This window comes from Citromicrobium bathyomarinum, assembly GCA_001306305.2.
Taxonomy (GTDB): domain Bacteria; phylum Pseudomonadota; class Alphaproteobacteria; order Sphingomonadales; family Sphingomonadaceae; genus Alteriqipengyuania; species Alteriqipengyuania bathyomarina.
This window is the reverse complement of record CP155577.1, coordinates 320,526-342,944: the sequence shown is the minus strand read 5'-3', so window position 1 is coordinate 342,944 and position 22,419 is coordinate 320,526. Positions and strand designations below refer to the sequence as shown.

Here is a 22,419-nt window from a genome sequence, read left to right as displayed (position 1 = left end):
CTCTCATCGGCCATACTCCCCATAGGTCAGTCGCAGGTGCGCGGCGGCTTCGACGGTCGCCTCCTCGCGTTGCAGAATGTCCACCCGCAGCACGGCGAGCGTTTTGATGGCGTCGACGACATCGAGCAGTTCGGCCCGGCCCGCGGCAAGGCTCGCGCGCTCGAGGTCCACGCGGCTTTCGGCAAGCGGGAGCAATTCGTCCGTCGCGCGCTGCCATTGTCGATAAGCGCTGCGCCATGCGGCGAGATCGGTCTCGAACTGGGCTTCGAGTTCACGCAGCCGGTCGGCTCTGGCGGACTGTGCCGCAGCCGCTTCGGCTTCGGCGGCGGCTATGCGCGGGTTTTGGCGCCGGTCGGCGAAAATCGGGAGCGTGATCGAACCCATCAGCGAGATCGCATCGCCAAAGTCGGGATCGCGCCGCCCATAACTCACGTTGACGCCGAAATCCGGACGCCTTTCCGATCGTGCAAGATCACTTCTCGCTTCCGCCTGACGGACCTGCGCAAGCGCCACGACAAGCTCCGGATTGCTTTGAAGCATGGCCCGCAAACCTTCGGGATCGAGATCGGCCGAAGGAATGGTTCCGGTCGCGGTAGCGTTCGACAGAGCCGTATAGCGCGACAGCATGGCCTGAGCGGTCTCTCGGTCGGCTTCGATCCTGGTCCGCATGTCTTCGACTTCGAGCACGGCACGGCGTACTTCCAGACTTTCGGCGGGTCTGGCCGAACCGGCGGCGACAGAACTGCGCGCGAATGGTAGGAGCCTCTCGATTTCAGCAAGTGCATCGTCGGCGACCGTCAGAGCCCGTTGGGCATAAGCCAACGAAATCCATGCCATTCCTGCTCCGACGCGCACCCTGTAACTTGTTTGACGCAACTGTGCTGCGGCAAGGTCGATGTCGGCGTCCGCGATTCCGGACCGGGCCCGACGTTTCGCGAGATTGGGGATCTCCTGTTCGATACCGACTTGGATTTGCGTAGGGAGCTGGCGATCCAGCTCGAACGCAGCCGGCCCGCTTACCGGCAGGTTCTGGATGCCCGCGCGAAGGCGCGGGTCTGGCAGTTCATCGGCAGCGTCGGCGATCTCGCGCCGGGCGTCCAGTCGCAGCTCACTTGTTCGAACCTGGGGCTGGTTGCTCGTTGCTGCTCGCAAAGCTTCTTCATAGCCCACCGACTGGGCATTACTCGCCGGCGCGAGGGCCAGCAGGACCGGAAGCGCGGTCCAGCTTATTCGTTTCATGATCATTCATCCGCAAAAGGAGCGCGTCAGGCACGCGTTCCGGATCACCGGCTCGCGTCAAGCGCAGGCCGTTCATCCAGAGGCAGGAGCGCGCAGGCTTAAGCCTGCACGCGGGTCATGCCGGAAATTGCGGAGGTGGCGGCTCTGGCCCCAGTCCTATGGCTGCGAGCGAATTGGAGATCAAACCGCTGAATTGAGCAGCCTGCGCCGGTCTTTCTCCGACCAGGCTCGCATCACCCCCTGGAACGAGGGGCGGGATGCAGCCGAATGCCACGAGACAATCCAGCCGAAGGTTCTTGCAAGGCACGCCGTCATGATCGTCCATGGAAGCTGCTCCCGCCATCATCTCCATCTCGGCGCAGGTCGGTTTGCCTGCATCGAGCGCCTGAGGCAGGGCAGACGCATGCGCTGCCGATTGAACGAACAGCCCGCAAGCGATCAGTAACAGTCCAAGGGAGCGCAAGACTCGCATAAAAAGGGCGTAAAGCTTTGAGGAGCGCAAGACAAGGACCTCCAGTCCGGTGCGCTGGTTCATCACGACGCGTGCTGCCAGGCACCCATCGAGCCCAGATATACGTCGAGCTTTTCGAATCCTTTGCTTTGCAGCCAGCCCGCAGCCACACTGGCACGCATGCCACTGGCGCACATGACGGTATAGGCGCGTTCGCGATCGAGCTCGGCGAAGCGGGAATTGAGCTCGCCCACGTAGATGTGTTTCGATCCCTCGATCGCGCCGCTGCGCCGCTCATCGAGGTCACGCACGTCGAGCAAGGTCCAGTTGTCGCGCTTGCGCTCGAGACGATCCTGAACCTCGCTCGTCCCGATCATCGGCAGGCTCGCTATCTCCATTCCTTGCGCAGCAGCCGGGACGATACCGACATAGCCGCCGACGATCGAATCGAGCCCGATCCTCACGAGGTGCGTCATGACCGATGCCAGCTGGTCTTCCGCCGATCCGACGAGTGCGATTGTGTCGCCTTCTCCGATGAACCAGCCCGCAAACGCCGAAATCATGCCGACCGGAAGGCATATCGAACCGGGCAGATGCCCGCTTGCGTATGCAAGCGGATCCCGCACGTCGACGACATGATCGGCGTCGATTTCGCGAATGTCCGAGAGCATGAGGCGTTTTGGTCGCAGGATCCGTGGCGCGGGAGATGTTCCCTCGACATTCAGGCGTTCCATCAGCCTGAAATAGGGCGGCTGATAATGATGCTCGGCGAGCTTCGCCTCGATGAATTCCTCGCGATCGGCGATCTGGAGCCGCGGATTATTGCGACGTTCGTGGCCTATGGTCGAGAATTCGCGGTCCGCCATTCCCGAACCGCAGACGGAGCCTGCACCATGCGCGGGGTAAATGATCGTCTGGTCACCCAGAGCGCAAATCTTTTGCAATGAATCGTACAGGAGGCCCGCGACCTCCCGCGCGCGCTCGGGATAGAAATCGGTTCGGCCGACGTCGCCCACGAAGAGCGCATCGCCGGTGAAGACGCCGACCGGTCCTTCGGGATAATCGTCGTCGTGAAAGACGAAGGCGAGATGATCGTCGGTGTGACCGGGAGTTTCGAGCACCGAAATCCGCAACTTCCCGATCTCGAAAGCGTCGCCCTCTCGCGCGGTGTCGGCGAAAACAATCTCGTCCGCAGGGTTTGGACCGTGCAGAACGCGGGCACCGGTCATTTTGGCCAATACCGGCGATCCCGTGATGAGATCCTCATTCCTGTGCGTTTCGAAGATATGCGTGATCTCCAGCCCTTCGGCGCGGGCACGCTCGACATAAATCTCGCAGTCCCGGCGCGGATCGATGACCGCTGCCTTGCCCTGCGAACCAATCAGATAGGAAAGGTGGGAGAGACCGGGGGTCTTTATCTTCTCGAGCAGCATATTTTGCCTCGTTGTTGGAGTGTTTCCGTGAGACCGCGTCGATCTAGTCGATCCCGAGTTCGGCTTTGAGTGCCGAGACATTCTCGAAGCGGTCTGCTTCTGGCCGGGCGATAGCGGGCTTGGCGTTGACCCAGGTGTTCTCGCAGACGAATTCGAGCATCGCTGCCGCGAGGTCGGCATGCCGGCAACGAAAGCAACCCTCGGCAAGACGCTCGTCGGAAATGACGGCTTCGCCCGTATAGGGTTCGTCGAGGAGCCAGCCCGGTCGCGCCGCCGTCCATTCCAGGCCTGTCGCGCGCTCCAGAAGATCTTCCATGGCGCGCATCTGTTCGAGAATATTGTGCAAGGCTGGTCTTGCTGTGAGCTCGAACCATGCAGGAACGCTGGGCTGCGGCTCTACGAACGCCGCCGATATCACGACGATCCGGGAAATGCCGGTCGCCGACATCGCTTCCACCAGCCTGCGGGTTCCCTCCGTGTAAAGCGGAGGCGGATCGATCGCCGTGGATGGGCTAAATCCTATACCGAGTGCGGAAATGACCGCACGGCAACCTTCGAGCTCGCTGCTGAAGTCGTCATTGAGAACGTCGCACTGGAAATACTCGACATTGTCGACCCTGTCCGATGGTTCGGGCAGGGTGTGTTCGAACGCTCGTACCGCGATGCCCTTGCGGACCGCATGGCGCAATATTTCCGTGCCGGTCTTTCCTCCGGCACCGAAGACCGCAAGGGGGGCTGCATCGGTCACAGGTTCAGCTTCCACGGTCGTACCTCATTATGAATTCGGCGGCGCGTGCCGGGCTGATCGTGATCGTGGAGCGGGCACCGACGGACGCTAGCGCCCGCTCGCTCGTCTTCACGCCTCGCTGTTGCCACAGGTCGTGTAACCCCAGAACCCGAACTCGTCCTTCATCCGGGGTCCGGCGACGATCAGCTCCTGCATCTGCAGGCCCGCGTCTCCCTCGTCATCGAGAAGGCGCGTACGGATACGAAGCTCACCATCCGCATACTCACCCGAAGCGCTTGCCGTGACCGGGATCAGTTTGCCATTGATCTTGATCGCCCCGCGACCGCTGTTGTCGTAGACGAACGACGGGAACGCGACCTCGGTCAGGCGGAACTGGCACGTGTTCTCGGCTCCCAGCGCGGTAAGATCCGCGTCGCTCATCGTTTCGGGCAACATGAGGCCGGGGCTGAGATTGGCAAGAGCGCTCGCAGCACTCTCTATCGGCGCCGCCGTTGCCGGAGGATCGAGCTGCGCTTCGCGATCATTGCCGATGGCGGTATTGGTGTTGCAGGCCGCCAGCGGGAGGGCTGCAAGCGTCAGAAGTGCGATCTTGTTCATTGCTGCATCTCCTCGGGCAGGCGTTCTTCGGTGCGCGGACCGTTCTCCTCGATGTCCTGGATGAGATATTTCATCTCGGCGATCTCGCGCCGCTGCGCGACGATGATGGCCTGAGCAAGTTCGCGGACACGCGGATCCTTCAGGCTCGCTCTCTCGCTGGTCATGATCGCGATCGAGTGGTGCGGGATCATCGCCGCCATGTATTCGGTGTCGTCGACCGTGGTCTGGCTGCGTACGAGCCATAGCGCGAGTGCGAAAACGACGGCTCCGACACCCAGGATGATTAAATTCTTGGTCCGGTCCTTGTACATGCCCCACATGAAGAGCAGCATGACCACCATCATCATCGCGCCCATGACGAACATCATCCAGAAGCGCGTCTCGCTCCAGAACACGTCGTCCATGTCGAAGCTGTTGGCGTACATCAGGAAGAACATGATCACGGTCGAGGTCGATACCATGGCCATAAACCGCCAGTAGTTGCCGCCCCCTCCCTTATCCGAGTGGGATGAGCTTTCAGTCATGCGTTTTCTCCTTCCTTCATCATGGTCCAGAACAATTGTGCCGAGCAGCTGATGAGCGCGAAGCCGGTCAAGGCTTCGACGCCGGCAATGACGCGCAGGTGCTCGGTCGGGTAGATGTCGCCGAGCCCCAGCGTGGTCACGTTGATCGGCGAGAAATAGAAATAGTCCATCGCACTCATCGCCGGCGTCTTGTCGAACCCGCCGAGGCCCAGCTCCGCGCCCAGCCAGAAACCGCCAGCGAAGAGCGTCGCGACAAGCAGGTGCGATGCCAGGACGAGAAGCGCGACCCGAAGCTTGGCGGAGAAATTTCCGGGTGCGTGGAGCAGGCGATGCCCGGCGCCGAGGATCGACAGATGCACGCCGACCGAGGCCAGGAAAAGTGCAATGGCGAGAATTAGTGCGGCGATCATCGATGATCTCCATCGTCTGTGGCGGGCATTTCACGCAGCGCAGGATTCCGACGTAGATAGAACCATTCGGCTCCGAACACTGCGGCAATACCTGCGACCGCATAGGCAACGACCGCAGGGTCGGTTTTAAGCTTGGCGAGGGCAAAAGCTGTCAGGACTACGCCGTCCGCCATGAGCGCCGACCAGAGGATCCAGGCACGCGCGCCTATCTCTTCCCGCAAACCGCGCAGCACGCCCCAATGCACGAGCATGTCCATTACGAGATAGAAGAACGCTCCGAGCGAGGCGATCCGCGAAAGATCGAACAGGACCGCGAGCGTGCCGGCGACCACGACGGTATAGACCAGCATGTGACTGCGGATCGGTCCCTTCATCCCAAAATGGCTATGCGGGATCATCTTCATTTCGGTCAGCATCGTCAGCATTCGCGAAACGGCGAAAACGCTGGCGATGACACCCGAGGTCGTGGCTGCGATCGCGATTGCGACTGTGAAATAGAACCCAAGCTCTCCGAGCGCGGGGCGCGCAGCTGCCGCAAGCGAGTAATCGCGTGCTTGGGCTATTTCCGAAGTGCCGAGGCTGGCTCCGACCGCCACCGCGACCAGAAGGTAGACGACCACGCATACTGTGATCGAAATGATAATGGTTCTGCCAACATTTCGGTGCGGATCGATGATTTCGCCGCCGCTGTTGGTGATGGTGGTGAAACCCTTGAACGCGAGGATCGAGAAGGCGACCGACGCGAGCAACGCGTCGAGACCTGAAAGCGCGACTGGCTCTGAGAAGGCGCCGCCCGAAAAGCCGCTGGCCCAGATCGCCGCAATCGCGAACAGGGCGATGCCGCCGATCTTGATCGCCGACATGACGAGAGAGAAACCGCTGACCGATTTGTTGCCTGCCGCATTCACGAAATAGGCGAAGACGATGAGCGCAAGCGCTGCGACGGAAACCAGAATGCCGCTGCTCTCGAGCCCAAAGGGCCGCAAGGCATAGGTCGCGAAGGTCCGAGCGACCAGGCTTTCGTTGATGACCATCGACAGCGCCATCAGGAGCGATGCCGATGCTGCAACAACACCCGGTCCGTAGGCCTTCTGAAGAATCATCGCGATGCCGCCAGAGGAGGGCCAGCGGTTCGACATCTTGATGTAGCTGTAGGCGGCTAGGGAAGTGACCAGGGCGCCGACTATGAAAGAAAGCGGAAATAGCGGTCCAGCCAGTTCGGCAATCTGGCCGGTCAGTGCGAAAATACCAGCGCCGATCATGACGCCGGTTCCCATTGCGACACCGCCAAGCAGCGTTATCGATCCAGCACTCTTCCCATGTTGATCGTTGCCATCTGTCTGCAAGTCTTTCCCCTGTCGATGTCCTCCCGTCCGAGAAACATCACGACAAGCAGTACGTTGCGAAGCGGCTCACCCCTCAAAAAATTTTCTGGCGGGGCATGAGCCATCCTTGGGCTGGCCCCGGAATCGCGATGAGCTATCGATTTCCGGCGGCGCGCTCTTTCTTCCTGCAGCGATGCCGATGGCGGCGCGTCAAGGCACGGCAGTCCACGCTGAGTGCGCCTAATATTCAGCGCGTCAAATCAGGAAAACCGGGCCTGGAAAAACCGGTGCAGCGGGACCGCGATGAGTGCGATGTACCAGCCGTAGAGAAAACTGCCCACCGCTCCTGCGAGAAATCCCGACAGGGTCAGCCATTCGAACCATGGCAGCAACGGAGCCCAGGCTTGGTGCATGTGAAACCGCTCGGGTGCGAGGACTCCGAAGGCAATGCATAGGAGGTAGCTGACAAGCAGGAACACGCTGAGCGTCCAGCCCCATGCGAATATCGAGTTCTTGATTGATCCTTTTACCATCGCATTTCTCCCACTTCGTGCGTCCTAAAATTATGCAAACGGAAGGGTCCGGGACCGTCGGGGCAGCCGGCCCCGGACCCAGCGGGATGATCGACAGGCATCTTAGCGCCCGTCCCGGTGTCCCGGGCTTCTGTGTTATTCTCGCGCGATTGTTCTTCAACGAGACATCGCCCTTATTTCTCGCGCGGCCACTGGCGTCAGTTCCTTACAATCACCGATAAGATGCGAAGACGCTCTGTCCGGTCGGACCAAAGGCGATGACCTCATAGGGCTGGATCCGGTTTCCGGCCTCCATGCCGGGCGATCCCAGAGGCATTCCCGGAACCGCTAGACCGGCAACGCCGTCGGGCCGCTCGCGCAAAAGTCGGGCGACGGCTTCGGCGGGCACGTGACCTTCGATGATGTATCCATCGACCTCCATCGTGTGGCACGACCACAATTCTTCCGGTACGCCGCGCGCTGTCTTGATCGCCGCCATGTCGTTGCTATCGACCGATGCCACCTTCGCGTTCATCCCATCTTCAAGATGGCCTGCCCAGTTGAGACAGCATCCACATCCGGGGTCCCTAAACATCGTATAGGTCGCTGCCTGAGCCACGTTCGAACAGGCTGCCAGCACGAGCAAGGCCGCGCCGCTAACCGATCGCCGGAACAGGGCAGGCTTTTTCCAGATCATTGTGCAATTCCTTTCTTGTATCCGCGCCATAGCGAGATCGTCCCGGTCACCGTCGGGAGCCGGTGGAGCAGGCATGGCTCGGTGAAGATTTCGGCGAACAGTTTTTCGACTTCGCCGTCGGCGCTGGGCTGCGTGTCGCTAATGCCGTCAAGCGACTGGACGGTCGCCCGGAAGAGGCTCCGCATGAGTGGGCTCTCCTGCTTCATATAATCGGCGATCAAGACGGTTCCGCCTGGCACGAGCAAGCTTTCGATAATTTCCAGGATTGCCTGCTTCTTGCGCAAGGGAACTTGGTGAAGGACGAGGCTGCTGACGATCTTGTTCGGCTGCCACCCTGCGGGCAGCTCGAGGCTTTCGAGAAAGCCATTGTGCCATTTGACGAGATCGGCTCCCGCCCCAAACTTGCGCCGCGCAAGCGCGAGCGCCTCTTGGTCGGGTTCGACACCGATCAGACCCGCTTCCGGGCAATCCGTCATCAAGGCCTTGAGAAGTGTACCGGTTCCGCTGCCGACATCGATCACCCGGTCGCCGGGGACAAGGTGCAGCTCTTCGACAATCTTTTGTCGCCAGAGATGTTCGCGGGTGAACAGACCGAGCGCCCGGTCGTAAAGCGGCGTCAGAAAGCTCTTGCCAAGAAGAGGCGTGAATTCGCCGTGATCTTCAGGCGCGGTGATATTGTTCACGCGTTCGCTCCCATTCATCCCGGGTTCGACCCGATTCTGGCAGACCCGTCTCGATTACGTATGGCGGGGGACATTCCCTCAAAAAAAAGAAGTTTAAGAGCCTGACTCAGAAGTTTATGCGATCTGGCAGTGGCTTGCGATGAGGCGGGTGAGGCGGCGGATGTGGGCGATGGTAGTCCATGCGGTGGAACTTTCGATAGTTCTTTCCCAGTCCTTTGCGAGCCGTCGACATCTGCCGAGCCAGGCGAAGGTGCGCTCGACCACCCAGCGGCGCGGGAGCAGAACAAAGCCCCTGGCGGTGTCGCAGCGGCGCACGATCTCGAGCGTCCATTGCCCATGCCCTTGAAGCGCGCCGATGAGCTTGTCGCCTGCGTAGCCCCCATCGGCGAAGAGGTGGCGCAGCCACGGGAAGCGGTAGCGGATTGCCTTGATGAGATCGACCGCCCCGTCGCGATCCTGAATGCTGGCAGCGTGGATGGTGACGAACAACATCAGTCCGAGCGTATCGGTGATGATGTGACGCTTGCGTCCCATGATCTTCTTGCCCGCATCGTAGCCCCGTGGGCCGCCACTCTCGGTGGTCTTGACGCTCTGGCTATCGATCACCCCGGCGCTGGGGCTGGCCTCGCGCCCTTCGATCTGGCGCGCAGCCATCACCAGCAGGTGATTGATCGTCTGCCATAGGCCGCTGTCGCGCCAGGCATAGAAATAGCGTTGAACCGTCGAGAGCGGAGGGAAATCCTTGGGCAGCATCCGCCATTGGCAACCGCTTGTTGCCAGATAGAGGATCGCGTTCATCACCTCGCGCAGGTCGGCGCAGCGCGGCCTGCCGCCAGGTTTCGCGGGCGGCAACAGAGGCTCGATCAAGGCCCACTCGGCATCGCGCAAATCGCTTGGATAACGTAGACCCGGGCGGCTATGCTGCTGCCGGGAGGTATCGGTCCACATCGCTTATTCCTCGGTCGTTTCTGGCGAAACCCCGGAATCAGCGATGCACCAGCGCGTCAAGCGCAACCAGCTGATATCTCCCAACTACTTTTGAAGACAGGCTCTAAGGGATTGTGCAGGCGAGCGCGTATAGGGCACGTGGAACCCACAGGAGTTTTTCGGATGCGTGACAATCACTCTCTTGATGCGGTGCTCGGAACCCTTTCCGCCACCACCACCAGCGAGGTCCCCGCCGACTTCATGGATGGCGTTTGGCAGCGCGCCGGACAGCTTGGCGAAATCGCCGACCGACGCCGCAGGACGGCTCTGTTCGTCGGTCTGTTCGTCGTCGGGCTTGGAGCTGGCGCCGGAACGAGCGGTTGGCCCGGCGGCTATGGCACGTCTTCCGCGTCATTTGGCGAGAGTCTTATCCTCGGCGAACAGCTGTCCCCATCGGCGCTCCTCCATGTGGAGCAATAAGGTTTGAAGACGACGCATATCGTTCTCGCGGTGCTTCTCGCAGCACTTGCAGGATGCCTCGGCGCGATTGCCGCGGATCGCTGGGCCAATCACGAGGCTGGCTCCGGCCTCCACGATTTCGTGCACGACGAGCTCACCCTGACGGCCGACCAGGAGCAGCGTCTCGATGCGCTCGAGGCCCGTTTCGCGGTCGAAAGGGCACGGCTCGAAGGATCGGCGCGCGCAGCCAATGCCCGGCTCGCCCAGGCGATGGAAAGCGAGCACGAATACGGCCCCGAGGTCTCGGCCGCGATCGACGAGGTGCATGCACGCATGGGCGATCTGCAGAAGGCAACGGTGCGCCATGTCTTCGACATGCGTGCAATTCTCGAACCCGAGCAGCAACGCCAGTTCGACCGCAAGGTCTCCGACGCCCTGACCCGCGACCCGCGCGACTGAAGCGCCATGTCGGGGGCGGGCGACAATCCAGATGAGGCCCTTGTTTCGCAGGCGAGGGCTGGAAACAAGCGGGCTTTCAGCCAACTCGTCGAGTATGAAACGGGTCGGCTTCTCGCGCTGGGGACACGCATGCTTTCCTCTCCTTCTCAGGCAGAGGACGTTGTTCAGGACAGCCTCGCTTCGGTGTGGCTGACGCGCCATCGGCTCGATCCGAACAAGCCGATCGGACCCTATCTGACAACCGTCGTCCTCAACCGCTGCCGGGACCGTTTGCGCAGGCGCAAGGTCGCGGGCTTTTTCGGACTGTCGGGTGATGACGAACTCCATTCCATCGCCGACGATTTGCCGGGTCCTGAAGCGTTGGCCGTTTCCAGGGAAGAGCTCAATCTCGTTCAGGCCGAGATCGCGCGAATGCCTGTAAGGCTGCGCGAAGCGCTTGTGCTCGTGACCATCGAGGGGCGTAGCCAGGCCGAGGCGGCCGATCTTCTCGGAACGACCGAAAAGGCGATCGAAACCCGCGTATATCGCGCGCGCAACAGGCTGAAGGAGCGCTTCGAAAAACTTTGAGGGGTTGGCTGGGCGCGCGCGTAAGTAACGGTAAACGCCAAGTCAGGAGCCCTTTATGATCGCCGTCAATCGACGCAAGTTTCTCGGAGCCGGAGCAGGAGGAATGGGTCTGCTCGGCCTTGCCGGGGCGATGCCTGCCTGGGCACGGGGCGCGGACATCCTCGCAGGTAACGCCCGCAAGGGGCTGGACGAGATATCCGGCCCCAATATCGACCTCACCGTTGCCCGATCGGCCTTCGCGACCGGCAACAGGCGCGGCGGCGCGATCGCCGTCAATGGCACGATCCCCGGTCCGCTGTTGCGATTGCAGGAAGGCACGACCGTCCGGCTCAATGTCCATAACCAGCTCGAGGAAGATACCTCGATCCACTGGCACGGTCTGCTCGTGCCGTTTCAGCTCGATGGAGTGCCTGGCGTGAGCTTTCCCGGCGTCAAACCGGGAGAGACCTTCACCGCCGAATTTCCGGTTCGCCAGTCGGGTACCTACTGGTGGCACTCGCATAGCGGCCTGCAGGAACAGGCCGGGCATTACGGCGCGATCGTGGTCGACCCCGCCGGACCCGATCCGGTCCAGGCCGACCGCGAATATATCGTGGTGCTGAGCGAATTCAGCGAAATGTCGCCCCACACGATTTTCGACAAGCTCAAGAAGGGCGAAGGCTACTTCAACTACAACCAGAACACCTGGACCGACGATTACCCGCTTTCGGGCGAGGATCGCCGGATGTGGGCGAAAATGCGCATGATGCCGACGGACATCCTCGACGTGTCGAGCGCGGCTTATACCTATCTTCTGAACGGCCATGGCCCGCTCGACAATCTGGAATACCTCTTCCGCCCGGGCGAACGCGTGCGGCTGCGCTTCATCAATGCCGGCGCCATGACCTTCTTCAATATTCGCATTCCCGGCCTGCCGATGACCATCGTTCAGGCGGACGGGCAGAACGTCGAGCCGGTGGAGGTCGACGAGTTCCAGATCGGTGTGGCCGAGACATACGACGTCGTCGTGACGCCGGGCGCGCAACAAGCCTACACGCTGGTCGCGGAGTCGATGGACCGCTCGGGCATGGGTATTGCCACACTCGCGAGCGCACCCGGCGCGCGCGCCGCCATTCCGCCGCTGCGCGATCCGCCGCTTCTGACCATGGCCGACATGGGCATGAGCGGCATGGACCACGGCTCGTCTGGCGATGCCGGCATGTCGGGCATGGACCACGGAAGTGGCGGCGACATGGCGGGGATGGATCATGGTTCGTCCGGCCAATCCGAGATGGCAGGCATGGCCGGCATGTCGGGGATGCAGATGCGCGACACGTCGCTTCTGCCGCCCGATGTGAAGGTCGGGCCCGGTCTCGACATGGTCTCGATGAACCCGGTCGACCGCATGGGCGATCCCGGCATCGGTCTCGCCGATGTGCCGCATCGTACGCTCGACTATCGCAAGCTGCGCGCTCTGACTCCACACCGCGAGGGCCGCACGCCGTCCCGGCGAATGGAAATTCATCTGACCGGCAATATGGAGCGCTACATGTGGTCGTTCGACGGCAAGAAGTTCTCCGCCGTCTCAGACGAGCCGATCCGTTTCGCCTATAACGAGCGCGTGCGCGTGAAGCTCGTCAACGACACGATGATGGCGCACCCCATTCACTTGCACGGTCATTTCTTCGAGCTGGTCAATGGCGCGCCGGCCGATCGTCAACCGCTCAAGCACACGGTAATCCTGCAGCCGGGTGGCAGCGCGCAGTTCGACCTGACGGCGGACGAGCCGGGCGACTGGGCCTTCCACTGTCACCTTCTCTACCACATGCATGCCGGGATGTTTCAGATCGTCACGGTCGCCAATCCCGACGGGAGCGAAGCATGAAAATTCGTATTGTCAGCCTGCTCGCATCGGTCGCAGCCGGCTCAGTTCTCGCCTCCCCCGCGGCGGCGCAGCATGCCGGTCATTCGCCGGCGGAGCCGCAGCAAAGCGCCGAGGCGCAGGCTGACGCGAAGACGAAGTGCGAGGAAGAAGCCGAGCGCCATCGCGCGATGGGGCATCCGGTTGCAGATGGAGCATGCGAACCGGCTGCTCAACCTGAAGCCGCCATGGACCGCTCGCAGATGGATCACTCAACCATGGATCATGGTGCGATGACCGCTCAGGATGGCCATTCTGGCATGACAATGCCTGTGGACGCTGCCCGTCCACAGGCATCGCCCGAAAGTCATGAAGGAATGGATCACGGCTCGATGCCGCAGGGCAAGCCCGCCGAAGGCGCGATGGATCATTCGCAGATGAATCACGGCGAGATGGGTCAGGCGGAGGCCAGTTCGTCGATGGACCATGGGCAGATGGATCACAGCCAGATGAACCATGGGGAGACGCCTTCGCAGGACAGGCAGGGCATGGACCATTCGGCGATGCAGATGGGCTCGGACGATGATATCCCGCTGCTGCCGCCTCCTCCAGAAGCAGGGAGCGGCCCAGCGCGCGCGGCGGTCGCCATCTGGGGCGAGGAAGCCATGAACGAAGCGCGCCGCGAGCTTGTCCGCGAGACCGACGGAGGAATGCGCTTCTGGTTTCAGGGCGACCGGCTCGAGTACCGCGCCCGCGAGGGGAAGGATGGATATCTGTGGGACATCCAGGGATATTATGGCGGCGACACAGACAAATTCTGGTTCAAGTCCGAGGGTGAGGGCAGCTTCGGCGAACCCATAGAAGGCGCCGAGGTCCAGGCGCTCTGGAGCCGCGCCATTGCGCCCTTCTTCGATTTCCAGGCGGGTGTTCGCCAGGACCTGACCGGTCCGGAACGCACGCACGCGGTTATCGGTATCCAAGGGATCGCGCCTTACCAGTTCGAGGTCGATGCCGCGGCCTTCGTCTCCACCAAGGGCGATGTGACGGCGCGTTTTGAGGGCGAACTTGATCAGCGCATCACGCAGCGGCTGATCCTTCAACCGCGTGCCGAAATCGCACTTTCCGCTCAGGATATTCCCGAACTCGGCATTGGCGCTGGCCTCGACCGGATCGAGGCAGGTCTGCGTCTTCGCTACGAGTTCGCACGCGAATTCGCGCCCTATGTCGGCGTTTCCCAGGAATGGCGCATCGGCGACAGCGCGGATTTTGCGCGGGCCGCCGGAGAGGATCCGAGCGTCACCAATTATGTCGTCGGTGTGCGATTCTGGTTCTGAAATCTCAAAAAGGATAGAACTTCCATGACCAAGACTTTGACACGCATCGCGGCGACTGCGCTTGTTGCCACGCTGATACCGCTGCCAGCCTTCGCGCAGCAGATGGACCACTCTTCCCATGCGAACCATCAGATGCACGCGATGGACGCTTCGGCGGACGATGTCGCGGGCGCTGAAGAAACCCTCAAGGCCTATCGCACCGCTCTTGAAGCGCGCGACGCGCAGGCAATGCGTGCGCTCTTCGACGAGGACTCGGCGATCTTCGAGAATGGCAAGGCGGAAGGAAGCTTTGCCAATTACATGGAGCACCATTTGGGCCCCGAGCTCGACGCGATTGTGAGCTTCACCTTTACCGACCCCACGCTGACCGTCACCCGGATGGGGCACATGGCCCATGCTAATGAGACGTATGGCTATCGCATCGAACTTACCGATGGCCGGGTGATAGAGCGCGACGGCGTGGCGACATCGGTGCTTGCTCACGATGCGGACGGCTGGAGAATCGTCCAGTACCATTCCTCGTCGCGCGCGCCGCGCAACTGATTACGGCTTTCGAAGAGGTAGCACCGGTTGGCAACGCCGTCGCTGAAGCTGCGCCTGCATGTGCTCGGCAGCAAGATCCACAAATGGCTGGCGATTTTCGTCGGTGTCCAGGTTCTCTTGTGGATGGGAACCGGCGCCCTCATGTCGTTTCTCGACCTGGAAGAAGTTCGCTCCGAACATGTCGTTTCGCGTGAACAAGAGGCGCTGCCCGCCGATGCCCCGCTCCCGGCCTGGGTCGCAAACGACGGTACTCTTGCAGCGGTAACGACACGTTCGCTCGACGGCGATGCCGTGACCGAGGTCCGCAAGGTTGACGGTAGCGTGAGCCTCCACGATCCGGTGACTGGGCGTAAACTCTCCCCCATCTCGGCGGCAACGGCAAAATCCATCGCCTTGCGCGCATGGACCGGGCCGCGCACGACCATCGAGGCCGCACGGATCGTCGATGACCCCGTCGGAACCGAGTTTCGCGGCCCTTTTCCGGCCTGGCAGGTCACCTATGCTGACGAGGCTTCGACGCGCCTCTACATCGATGCCAGCAGCGGTACCCTCGGGCCGGCGCGTAGTGATACATGGCGCCTGTTCGATTTCATCTGGGGCCTCCACATCATGGATTGGACCGAGCGCGACCGCATCAACAGTTGGTGGCTGCTCCTGTTCGGTATTGGCGGCACGATCATAGCCCTGTCGGGTTTCGTCCTGCTGGCGAACCGGATGCCGAGGCTGCGCCGCCGCGCAAAGAAGAGCAAGCTCGCCTGAGCCCATGGGGCTAATGTGCGTGGGCGAACGCCTTACCCCCGTTCGCCAGGCCCAACGGGCCAGGAGCCGAATGCGTTCGACGATCGCGATCGTGCCGGCATCGGACCTGATCCCGCAGACGCTCTTCTGTCGCGCCAATACCATCAAATTAATGTGAGGGGCACGCGGCTGCCGTGCGTATCAGGCACATAGGTCGCACTTTAACTGCAGGGTCGGAAGACATACGAGACATGAAAGCCCCCTCATTTCTGGCGCTGCTCGCCGCAAGCCTGCTCTTCGTCGGACCAGTTCAGGCTCATGGCGACGAAAAGCACGGCGAAGAGGCGAGCGCCGCGCCTGCTGCCACCAATGGCGATGTGCACGACCAGGCGGCCATGGCGCAGATGGGCGAGACTGCGGATGCTGGCGAGTCCTCCGGCGCGCACGATGAAGCGGGCGGAGGTCATGACGAGGCCGGTGGCCATGCGAATGAGGGCGAAGCCGGCGTCATGGCCGTACTGAAGAAGCTGCATCCGGCAACGATCCATTTCCCGATCGCCTTGTTTCTCATGGCTGCGGCCACCGAATTGTTCGTGATGCGCCGGAAAGGAGCGGGCCTGGAAAGTGCGGTGCGCGTACTCGTCTACGGCGGAGCAATCGGCGCAGTCGTCGCAGTTCTGTTCGGATGGATTCACACCGGTCTGTGGTTCGGCGGCGATACTGTCATGCAAGTCCATCGATGGACCGGTATGCTGATCGCGGTTCTCGGTATTGCGATGGCATACCTCGCGAGCAGGCCGAGCCAGAGCCGCGCATGGTTGCGCGCGTCGATCTTCTCCATGGCGGCACTCGTTCTCATCCAGGGGTTCCTTGGCGGCGAGCTCGCGCACGGACCGGACCATCTTGGCGTTTCGTGGCTCTGAAGGAGTTGAATAACATGCGAATTCTGAAATCGAACACCGCGATAGCATTTCTCGCGACCGCGCCATTGACGTTCGCTCTCGCCGCTTGTGACCAAGCGCAGGAGAGCACACCGGCTGCTGAGGTTTCGCCTATGGGCGGAACTGCGGTGATGCCTGGCACGGCACCCGAGGCGGGTCTTGCAGACCCGGCAACCTCTCCCTCCGAAAATGAGGCAGCGGCCGCACGTCAGGACGCTCTTTCGACAATTGGCGCCGCCACGCCTGCGTCACGGCGCGCTGTCCCGCCCGCATCACGCGCAACTGCCACACCCGCAGCGCCAGCAACGCGCACGCAACCCGCGAGCGAGGCGACCCCGCCCGCCGATCCCCATGCGGGCCATGACATGTCCTCGATGGCCGATCACGACATGGACAGCATGTGATCGGGCGCGTTCCCCGGTGACACGGCTATTCAGGAGATACCCTGGGCAGGAAACCGCAACGAACAACGCAAGATCAGGAAAGGACGGCCCCGCCTCCCCCCGAAGCCCTGCGGGTCGCAGGTGCCCCCAAGGGGTCGTTCAGGAACCCCGCGTGAAGACCAACCCGCGCGGGGTTCCGTTTGCCCGGCTTCGCTGTCGCCGTGCCAGGCGCATCCCGGTAGGGCTTTGTGCTATGTGAGCAGCGTGCAGACGATCGCCTCGTTGGCTATGAAAGGAACCGCATATGTCGGAAACGGGAAAAGCCGGGGCGCTGTCGCGCTGGGAAGACGAAGGCGGGGCATTGCCCTGCGGGCCGCAGGAAGCGCTCGCTGCCGATTGCGAGAAATGGGATATTCCGCCACTTTCCGATGCCGAGATCATCCAATTGCGCATCAGGGTGATCGCCCTTGAGAACATGGTGCTCGGCCTTCTGTCGAAGGCCAGCGCCGATCAGCTTGCAGCAATCGAAGAAATCGCGGAATTCATATCCCCGCGTGCCGATGCGAAGCCGCATCCGCTTACCCTGCATGCCGCCACCCAGATGGAGCACTTCGTCGAGCGCGCCCGGCGGCTTCGCGAGCAACCCACCGCTGATTGAGCGACGCATGACCGGGCCACGAATGCTGGCCTTCCTCGCCGCGGCCCGACCGATGATCCGAAAAGAGTGCGATGGACCTCGATACGCTTCTCATGCGCTATTTTGGCACTGCCGATCCTGGAGCGGTTGGCGCAGAAACCTTGGCCTCGGGGATCGAGCGATGCCAGGTCGATCTCGGTCTGGAGCAGGACCGGGGAAAACGCTTTGCCCTGTGGGCCATGCTCTACCTGCTCGGGTCTGCCCCCGACCTCGACGTGGCCTTCGAGAACGAGGAAGACCGGGAAGCAGCCCGCAACTTCATGGATCTCCTGGCGGCATCGGAAGGCAATGAGGTAAGCTGATTGCAGCAGGGTCCTGGCACCTTCAGACCCGCACCCGATACCCATCCGGCTTTCTTCGCGAACAGTCCTGAACCAGGTCAGCTGAGGAGCCGCAACCCGTTCCTTTCCGGCCGTGTTGGCGGCTTCGCCGCCTGCCCGCACCACTCGTCATGAACAGGTTTCCCTTCGGCCCTTCAGGCCTGCGGTGCAGTCCTCCCATGCCCTGCTTCTTCTGGATGTTCGCAAGCCGGAGATGGTCTCCGGTTTGAGGAACTGAAGGAATTTCATCATGACCAATATCGCAATCCTCACCGGCCGCATCGCCCGCGATCCCGACACCCGCGAGACCAAGGGCGGCACCAGCGTCACCGGGATCACCGTCGTCACCGATCGTCCTGCACGCGACAAGGACGGCAAGACCTACAAGGACGAGAACGGCTACACCGCCAAGGACAGCGAATTCCACCGTGTGACCTGCTTCAACGGCCTCGCCAAGACCGTCGGTCAGTACTGCTCGAAAGGCCAGCTGGTCTCGGTCCAGGGCCGCATCCACTACACGCAGTGGGAAGACCAGGACGGTGTGACGCGGTATGGCTCGGAGATCCTTGCCGACAAGGTCGATTTCCTCTCGCGGGCCAATGGCGGCGACAACCAGGACGCCCCTCCGATCGACTGATCCGGCGCCATCGAACCAGCCAAAGGAGGCTCTGCCGGAAACGGCAGGGCCTCTTTCGCTGTTCACCCTTCCTTTCGCTCGGTCTTTTCTCCGGGGAATAGCCAGGCGCTGCCCGGAGGGCCCGACCCATTATGGCAGCGATCATCTGAAACGGTCGTTTGAGGTGGACTGGATTGGCCTGGCTTACCGCATTTCCAGCATGATGGTCCCGCGCCGCCCGCATCAAGGACGGCAGGGGCCCCACCATTTTGTCCGCCGCCGGATTGCATCCGGCACCGGACAAAACCGTTTCCCCCTGCGCCGCTTCGCGGTCGCCCTGTCAGGCGATCCTGTGACCCGGTCTGCCCGGGCCCATCGGCCAACCTCCTGTCGTCTCGCGACAGATTTCAGGAGGATTATCATGACCTATTTCACGAAATGCACACTGCCTTCGCGCAATTATTTCGAGGCTCTGGAAACAGCTGAGCAACGGGCCTTGCACAGCTTCTTCGACCAGCATGTTATCGAGGATGACGAACTCGGATATCGCGCGGTCGACGAAGGCGACTACAATGCGCTGCCCCCGCATCTTGCGATCCGGGTCGTTCATACCGTCCATGGCGGAATGCTCGACGAATTCTGAGGCATTCTGCAGGGCAGGGACCGGCAGCGGTTCCTGCCCTTTTTTCGTGTCTCTTATGGGCTGAGCTACAGGTTCAAGTTTCGATCCAGCAGCAATCGGCGGTTCTCCAAACATCGGCTTGGCCAACTGGCGATCGGGATAAATGGAGCGGGGCTGGGGACGCACTCTGTCCCGCGCATCTGGCGATACGCTCCTGAGGGTGCGGCATTACGTGTTTTTGGGGCCCCGCATGCACTTGCGAACCGGCAGCGGGTCGGGCGAGCGGGAAGCTACGGCCGCGACAGGTCCCGCTTGCCTTGCTTCCCACAGGCCCTTGGCCACTGCCTCTCTCGCAGGTGCGGTTCATTGCTCTGAGCCTTCGGCATTGCAGCCGAAAGCCTGCCGGGCAGCGCGATAGCGTCGGGTTCTGCGCGGATGCCGCCCCTCCTCGATCCTGCCGAGCTCAGATCGGTAGGGGCGACAAATCCGAACGCGGCATCGTGTCGCTCCCCCCATTGCCAGGGCATGCGCCATCACCCTCCGCAATCAGCGGCAGTTAGCCGCAGCCACCCAAGCCTCCTGGAGCTAACCCCATGCCCGCCGTTCCCGATCCGGTCCGTCCCCGCTACCTGCGCACCCCGGATGCCGCGGTGCATCTGGGGCTTTCGCCGCGCACGCTCGAAAAGCACCGATGCTATGGAACAGGGCCGGTCTACCACAAGCTCGGCGGCCGCATCGTTTACCGGCCCGAAGATCTCGACGCCTGGGCCGAGCAGGGCTTGCGCCGTTCCACCAGCGATCCGGGCAAGGGCGTCGTTCATCCTGCCAAGCGGATCGACGGCTACACCGGTCCGGTCCGGCGCTGAAGCGGTACCATGCGCTCCTTGAAGACATCGGACGGCGGGGCCGGACAGCTCGACCTGTTCGTCGGCGCGGGCAGCGACATCGCCGCGCGCGATGCGCAGGATCTGATGGCCTGGCCTTTCTTCAGCCTCGCCAAGACGAAGCGGGTGCAGCCGATCGACTTTCGTATGGGCGAGGTCGCCATTCTGGTCGAAGCGACCGCCGAACATGGCATGGCCACCATCTGGGACGCCGATGTACTGATCTGGGTAGCGAGCCAGATCGTCGAGGCGCGCGATGCCGGCAAAGCCACCTCGCGCCTTATCGCGGCGACGCCCCATGAAATCCTTACCTTCACCCGGCGCGGAACCGGAAAGGCTGGCTACGAGCGCCTGAAGGCGGCGCTCGACCGCTTGCAGTCGACCAGCATTGCCACCTCCATCCGGCAGGCCGGGGCGCGACGCCGCCGACGATTTTCCTGGATCAACGAATGGCGCGAACGGCTCGACGACAACGGGCGCGCGCTCGGCATCGAAATGATCGTGCCGGACTGGCTCTACGAGGGCGTGCTCGATCGTGCGCTCGTCCTGACCATCGACCCGGCCTATTTCGCGCTTACCGGCGGTCTTGAGCGCTGGCTCTATCGCATCGTACGCAAGCATGGCGGGAAGCAGAAGGGCGGGTGGAGTTTCGACATTTCGCACCTGCATTTGAAGTCCGGCGCGCTCTCGCCATTGAAGCGTTTCGCTTTCGAAGTGCGGGCCATCGTTCGCCGCCAGTCGCTCCCCGGCTACAATCTCGCTCTTGAGCACCAGTTCGGCCGCGAGCGGCTCCTGTTCGTTGCAGCGCCTGTCGATCCCTTCGCGTCCGCGCGGCGCCGTATCGGGCTGCCCCCTGTGGAAAAGGGTGCGTGATGTTCGGACTATCGGGAACCATGACGTTCGGACGATCGGGAACCCTATTCCCGGACTATCGGGAACCGGGAGCCTGCGCGACTCGCCGAAAACGCGGCGCCTGCGAAGCCCTTAACAATGCTAACAAGGAATCTTTCAGATTCCTGCTAACACAGCCACGCCTGTGCAAAAGCGCAGCGCGCGCTTCGCTTCCGCCTCCGGAACCGGTCGAGGCAGGTTCCGGTGATCCGCCACTTACGCATGTCACGCTGGTGTGGCGCGGCGGCGTGCAGGAAGACTGGCTTCGGTTCGGCAAGCCCGTTGCAGAGCGCATCCTCGATCGCCGGACGCGTATCGAAAGCTATGCTCCGGGACAGGTCTTTGCCTTGGTTCGGTGGGCTTCGAACGACTACGGGACCGTTGGCTCCACACTCACGATCGCCCAAGCCGCCGGTTTCGGCGAGCCGTTCACCACTCTGCCGCAGGTCGATCCTGGCGCGCAAATCCTGCTCTCGGTGCGAAGCTGGCCAAAGGTTCGCCAGGTCTTTGCGCTGATCGATGCGATCGAGGACGTTGGCATCGATCCCTGCGATGTAGCTCCCGACCACTGGCATCATGTCCACAACAGGCTGGCAGGGGGCATGCAAGTACGTTTCTATTCCCCTGCGCGCCATCGCGACTGGCTGCGGCGGCGAAAGCTGCAATCATGAGGCGGCGCACCGCCTTTCTGGCAGGCATGGTCGCGGCAGCGACACTGGCCAGCATCGCAATCCCGTTCTCGCGACTTTTGGTCTGGAACGTGACGGCCAGCGTGCCGGTTGGACTGTACTCAATCGGCGGAAAGACCGGTCTCCAGAGGGGCGACCGCGTCGCGATCGATCCTGCTTTCAGGCTGCAGAAATACCTCGCCTCGCGCGGCTATCTTCCTGCGGGCGTTCCGCTCATCAAGGAGGTTGCGGCGCTTGGCGGGGATACGGTCTGCCGGCGCGACCTGCTCATCGAGATCAATGGGACACCTGCGGGCTCGGCGCGTCGGCGCGACAGCCTTGGACGCGAACTGCCCGTCTGGAAAGGATGCCGGACTATCGCTGCGGATGAACTGTTCGTGATGAACAGGCGCGCCCCCGGCAGCTTTGACGGGCGTTATTTCGGCCCGGTCGCACGCGCCGATGTCATCGGGCGCGCGCGGCCCGTCTGGACCAACGAAGCGGGCGACGGGGACTATGTCCTGCTCGCCTCGCCCGCCGACTTTCCCATTCCCAACGTAAATGATGGAGACGCACAATGACCTGTATCGGCACTTTTGCAGCCACACCCGACGGCTTTGAAGGGCGGCTGCAAACCCTGACCATCGACGCACCGCTGACCCTGGTGGCCGCCGACCCCGGCGACACCGAGAACGCCCCGGACTATCGCATCATGGCAGGCGAAGGCGAGGAAACCTACGAGGTGGGTGCAGGCTGGAAACATGTCGGCGACAAGGCAGGCGATTTCGTCACGCTCGTCATCGACGATCCGGTATTGCCGCGGCCCCTGCGCGCCAATCTGTTCAGTTCTGACGACCAGAGCCATGTCCTGATATGGTCGCGCGGCGCGCGCCGCCCGGCAAAGGACTGAT

General features: G+C 62.2%; 29 protein-coding genes. 17 read left to right on the top strand and 12 right to left on the bottom strand.

What is annotated here, in order from left to right; all coding sequences use genetic code 11:
- Nucleotides 1-3: 3 nt before the first annotated feature.
- The 12 genes from VO57_001700 to VO57_001645 all read right to left on the bottom strand — a co-directional run bounded on the left by VO57_001700 (nt 4) and on the right by VO57_001645 (nt 9,567).
- Nucleotides 4-1,245 carry a TolC family protein gene (locus tag VO57_001700; GenBank protein ID XBL70077.1) on the bottom strand — a complete coding sequence of 414 codons (1,242 nt, stop codon included), beginning with the start codon at nt 1,243-1,245 and terminating at the stop codon, nt 4-6.
- A 109-nt stretch (nt 1,246-1,354) separates the two neighbouring features.
- The gene (locus tag VO57_001695; GenBank protein ID XBL70076.1) at nt 1,355-1,774 is read right to left on the bottom strand and encodes a hypothetical protein; all 420 of its coding nucleotides are present in this window, start codon (nt 1,772-1,774) and stop codon (nt 1,355-1,357) included.
- The gene (locus VO57_001690) at nt 1,774-3,123 is read right to left on the bottom strand and encodes an MBL fold metallo-hydrolase (protein ID XBL71375.1); all 1,350 of its coding nucleotides are present in this window, start codon (nt 3,121-3,123) and stop codon (nt 1,774-1,776) included. The genes VO57_001695 and VO57_001690 overlap by 1 nt, the downstream gene beginning before the upstream one ends.
- Nucleotides 3,124-3,166: 43 nt before the next feature.
- Nucleotides 3,167-3,871: an NAD(P)H-binding protein gene (locus VO57_001685; protein XBL70075.1), complete on the bottom strand. Its 705-nt coding sequence runs from the start codon at nt 3,869-3,871 to the stop codon at nt 3,167-3,169.
- Between the two features lie 108 nt (nt 3,872-3,979).
- Nucleotides 3,980-4,468 carry a DUF6692 family protein gene (locus VO57_001680; GenBank protein ID XBL70074.1) on the bottom strand — a complete coding sequence of 163 codons (489 nt, stop codon included), beginning with the start codon at nt 4,466-4,468 and terminating at the stop codon, nt 3,980-3,982.
- A complete protein-coding gene (locus tag VO57_001675; GenBank protein XBL71374.1) occupies nt 4,465-4,929 on the bottom strand; it encodes a DUF305 domain-containing protein in 465 nt (154 codons plus the stop codon). Before VO57_001675 ends, VO57_001680 begins: the two co-directional genes overlap by 4 nt.
- 59 nt (nt 4,930-4,988) lie before the next feature.
- A complete protein-coding gene (locus tag VO57_001670; GenBank protein ID XBL70073.1) occupies nt 4,989-5,402 on the bottom strand; it encodes a potassium channel family protein in 414 nt (137 codons plus the stop codon).
- A complete protein-coding gene (locus VO57_001665; protein XBL70072.1) occupies nt 5,399-6,679 on the bottom strand; it encodes an APC family permease in 1,281 nt (426 codons plus the stop codon). Before VO57_001665 ends, VO57_001670 begins: the two co-directional genes overlap by 4 nt.
- Nucleotides 6,680-6,987: 308 nt before the next feature.
- Entirely contained in the window at nt 6,988-7,260 is a 273-nt protein-coding gene (locus tag VO57_001660) for a hypothetical protein (GenBank protein XBL70071.1), read from the bottom strand.
- Nucleotides 7,261-7,471: 211 nt separating this feature from the next.
- On the bottom strand, nt 7,472-7,936 hold the full coding sequence (locus tag VO57_001655; GenBank protein XBL70070.1) for a DUF411 domain-containing protein: 465 nt from the start codon (nt 7,934-7,936) through the stop codon (nt 7,472-7,474).
- On the bottom strand, nt 7,933-8,637 hold the full coding sequence (locus VO57_001650; GenBank protein ID XBL70069.1) for a class I SAM-dependent methyltransferase: 705 nt from the start codon (nt 8,635-8,637) through the stop codon (nt 7,933-7,935). Before VO57_001650 ends, VO57_001655 begins: the two co-directional genes overlap by 4 nt.
- A gap of 96 nt (nt 8,638-8,733) precedes the next feature.
- Complete coding sequence (locus VO57_001645; protein ID XBL70068.1) at nt 8,734-9,567, bottom strand: IS5 family transposase; 834 nt, start codon at nt 9,565-9,567, stop codon at nt 8,734-8,736.
- A 162-nt stretch (nt 9,568-9,729) separates the two neighbouring features.
- Here VO57_001645 and VO57_001640 point away from each other — a divergent pair, with 162 nt between their 5' ends.
- From VO57_001640 to VO57_001560, 17 genes are all read left to right on the top strand, one after another.
- Nucleotides 9,730-10,026, top strand: a complete 297-nt coding sequence (locus tag VO57_001640; protein ID XBL70067.1) for a hypothetical protein — start codon at nt 9,730-9,732, stop codon at nt 10,024-10,026.
- 3 nt (nt 10,027-10,029) lie between these two features.
- Nucleotides 10,030-10,464 (top strand): periplasmic heavy metal sensor, encoded by a 435-nt coding sequence (locus VO57_001635; protein XBL70066.1) that lies wholly within the window; start codon nt 10,030-10,032, stop codon nt 10,462-10,464.
- Nucleotides 10,465-10,470: 6 nt separating this feature from the next.
- A complete protein-coding gene (locus VO57_001630; GenBank protein ID XBL70065.1) occupies nt 10,471-11,031 on the top strand; it encodes an RNA polymerase sigma factor in 561 nt (186 codons plus the stop codon).
- Between the two features lie 55 nt (nt 11,032-11,086).
- A complete protein-coding gene (locus tag VO57_001625) occupies nt 11,087-12,895 on the top strand; it encodes a copper resistance system multicopper oxidase (GenBank protein ID XBL70064.1) in 1,809 nt (602 codons plus the stop codon).
- A complete protein-coding gene (locus VO57_001620; protein ID XBL70063.1) occupies nt 12,892-14,205 on the top strand; it encodes a copper resistance protein B in 1,314 nt (437 codons plus the stop codon). Before VO57_001625 ends, VO57_001620 begins: the two co-directional genes overlap by 4 nt.
- A gap of 24 nt (nt 14,206-14,229) precedes the next feature.
- Nucleotides 14,230-14,748, top strand: coding sequence for a nuclear transport factor 2 family protein (locus VO57_001615; GenBank protein XBL70062.1), 519 nt, complete (start codon nt 14,230-14,232; stop codon nt 14,746-14,748).
- 27 nt (nt 14,749-14,775) lie between these two features.
- A complete protein-coding gene (locus tag VO57_001610) occupies nt 14,776-15,507 on the top strand; it encodes a PepSY domain-containing protein (protein XBL70061.1) in 732 nt (243 codons plus the stop codon).
- A 230-nt stretch (nt 15,508-15,737) separates the two neighbouring features.
- A complete protein-coding gene (locus tag VO57_001605) occupies nt 15,738-16,409 on the top strand; it encodes a DUF2231 domain-containing protein (protein ID XBL70060.1) in 672 nt (223 codons plus the stop codon).
- Between the two features lie 705 nt (nt 16,410-17,114).
- Nucleotides 17,115-17,468: a hypothetical protein gene (locus VO57_001600; protein XBL70059.1), complete on the top strand. Its 354-nt coding sequence runs from the start codon at nt 17,115-17,117 to the stop codon at nt 17,466-17,468.
- A gap of 71 nt (nt 17,469-17,539) precedes the next feature.
- Nucleotides 17,540-17,809 carry a hypothetical protein gene (locus VO57_001595; GenBank protein XBL70058.1) on the top strand — a complete coding sequence of 90 codons (270 nt, stop codon included), beginning with the start codon at nt 17,540-17,542 and terminating at the stop codon, nt 17,807-17,809.
- A 268-nt stretch (nt 17,810-18,077) separates the two neighbouring features.
- Nucleotides 18,078-18,464, top strand: coding sequence for a single-stranded DNA-binding protein (locus VO57_001590; GenBank protein ID XBL70057.1), 387 nt, complete (start codon nt 18,078-18,080; stop codon nt 18,462-18,464).
- A gap of 400 nt (nt 18,465-18,864) precedes the next feature.
- Nucleotides 18,865-19,086 carry a hypothetical protein gene (locus VO57_001585; GenBank protein XBL70056.1) on the top strand — a complete coding sequence of 74 codons (222 nt, stop codon included), beginning with the start codon at nt 18,865-18,867 and terminating at the stop codon, nt 19,084-19,086.
- Between the two features lie 572 nt (nt 19,087-19,658).
- A complete protein-coding gene (locus VO57_001580) occupies nt 19,659-19,931 on the top strand; it encodes a helix-turn-helix domain-containing protein (protein ID XBL70055.1) in 273 nt (90 codons plus the stop codon).
- A 105-nt stretch (nt 19,932-20,036) separates the two neighbouring features.
- Entirely contained in the window at nt 20,037-20,822 is a 786-nt protein-coding gene (locus VO57_001575; protein XBL71373.1) for a replication initiator protein A, read from the top strand.
- On the top strand, nt 20,822-21,511 hold the full coding sequence (locus tag VO57_001570; GenBank protein XBL70054.1) for a DUF2840 domain-containing protein: 690 nt from the start codon (nt 20,822-20,824) through the stop codon (nt 21,509-21,511). Before VO57_001575 ends, VO57_001570 begins: the two co-directional genes overlap by 1 nt.
- Before the next feature lie 26 nt (nt 21,512-21,537).
- Entirely contained in the window at nt 21,538-22,089 is a 552-nt protein-coding gene (locus VO57_001565; GenBank protein ID XBL70053.1) for a S26 family signal peptidase, read from the top strand.
- Nucleotides 22,086-22,418, top strand: a complete 333-nt coding sequence (locus VO57_001560) for a DUF736 domain-containing protein (protein XBL70052.1) — start codon at nt 22,086-22,088, stop codon at nt 22,416-22,418. The genes VO57_001565 and VO57_001560 overlap by 4 nt, the downstream gene beginning before the upstream one ends.
- The last annotated feature ends 1 nt before the right edge of the window (nt 22,419 follow it).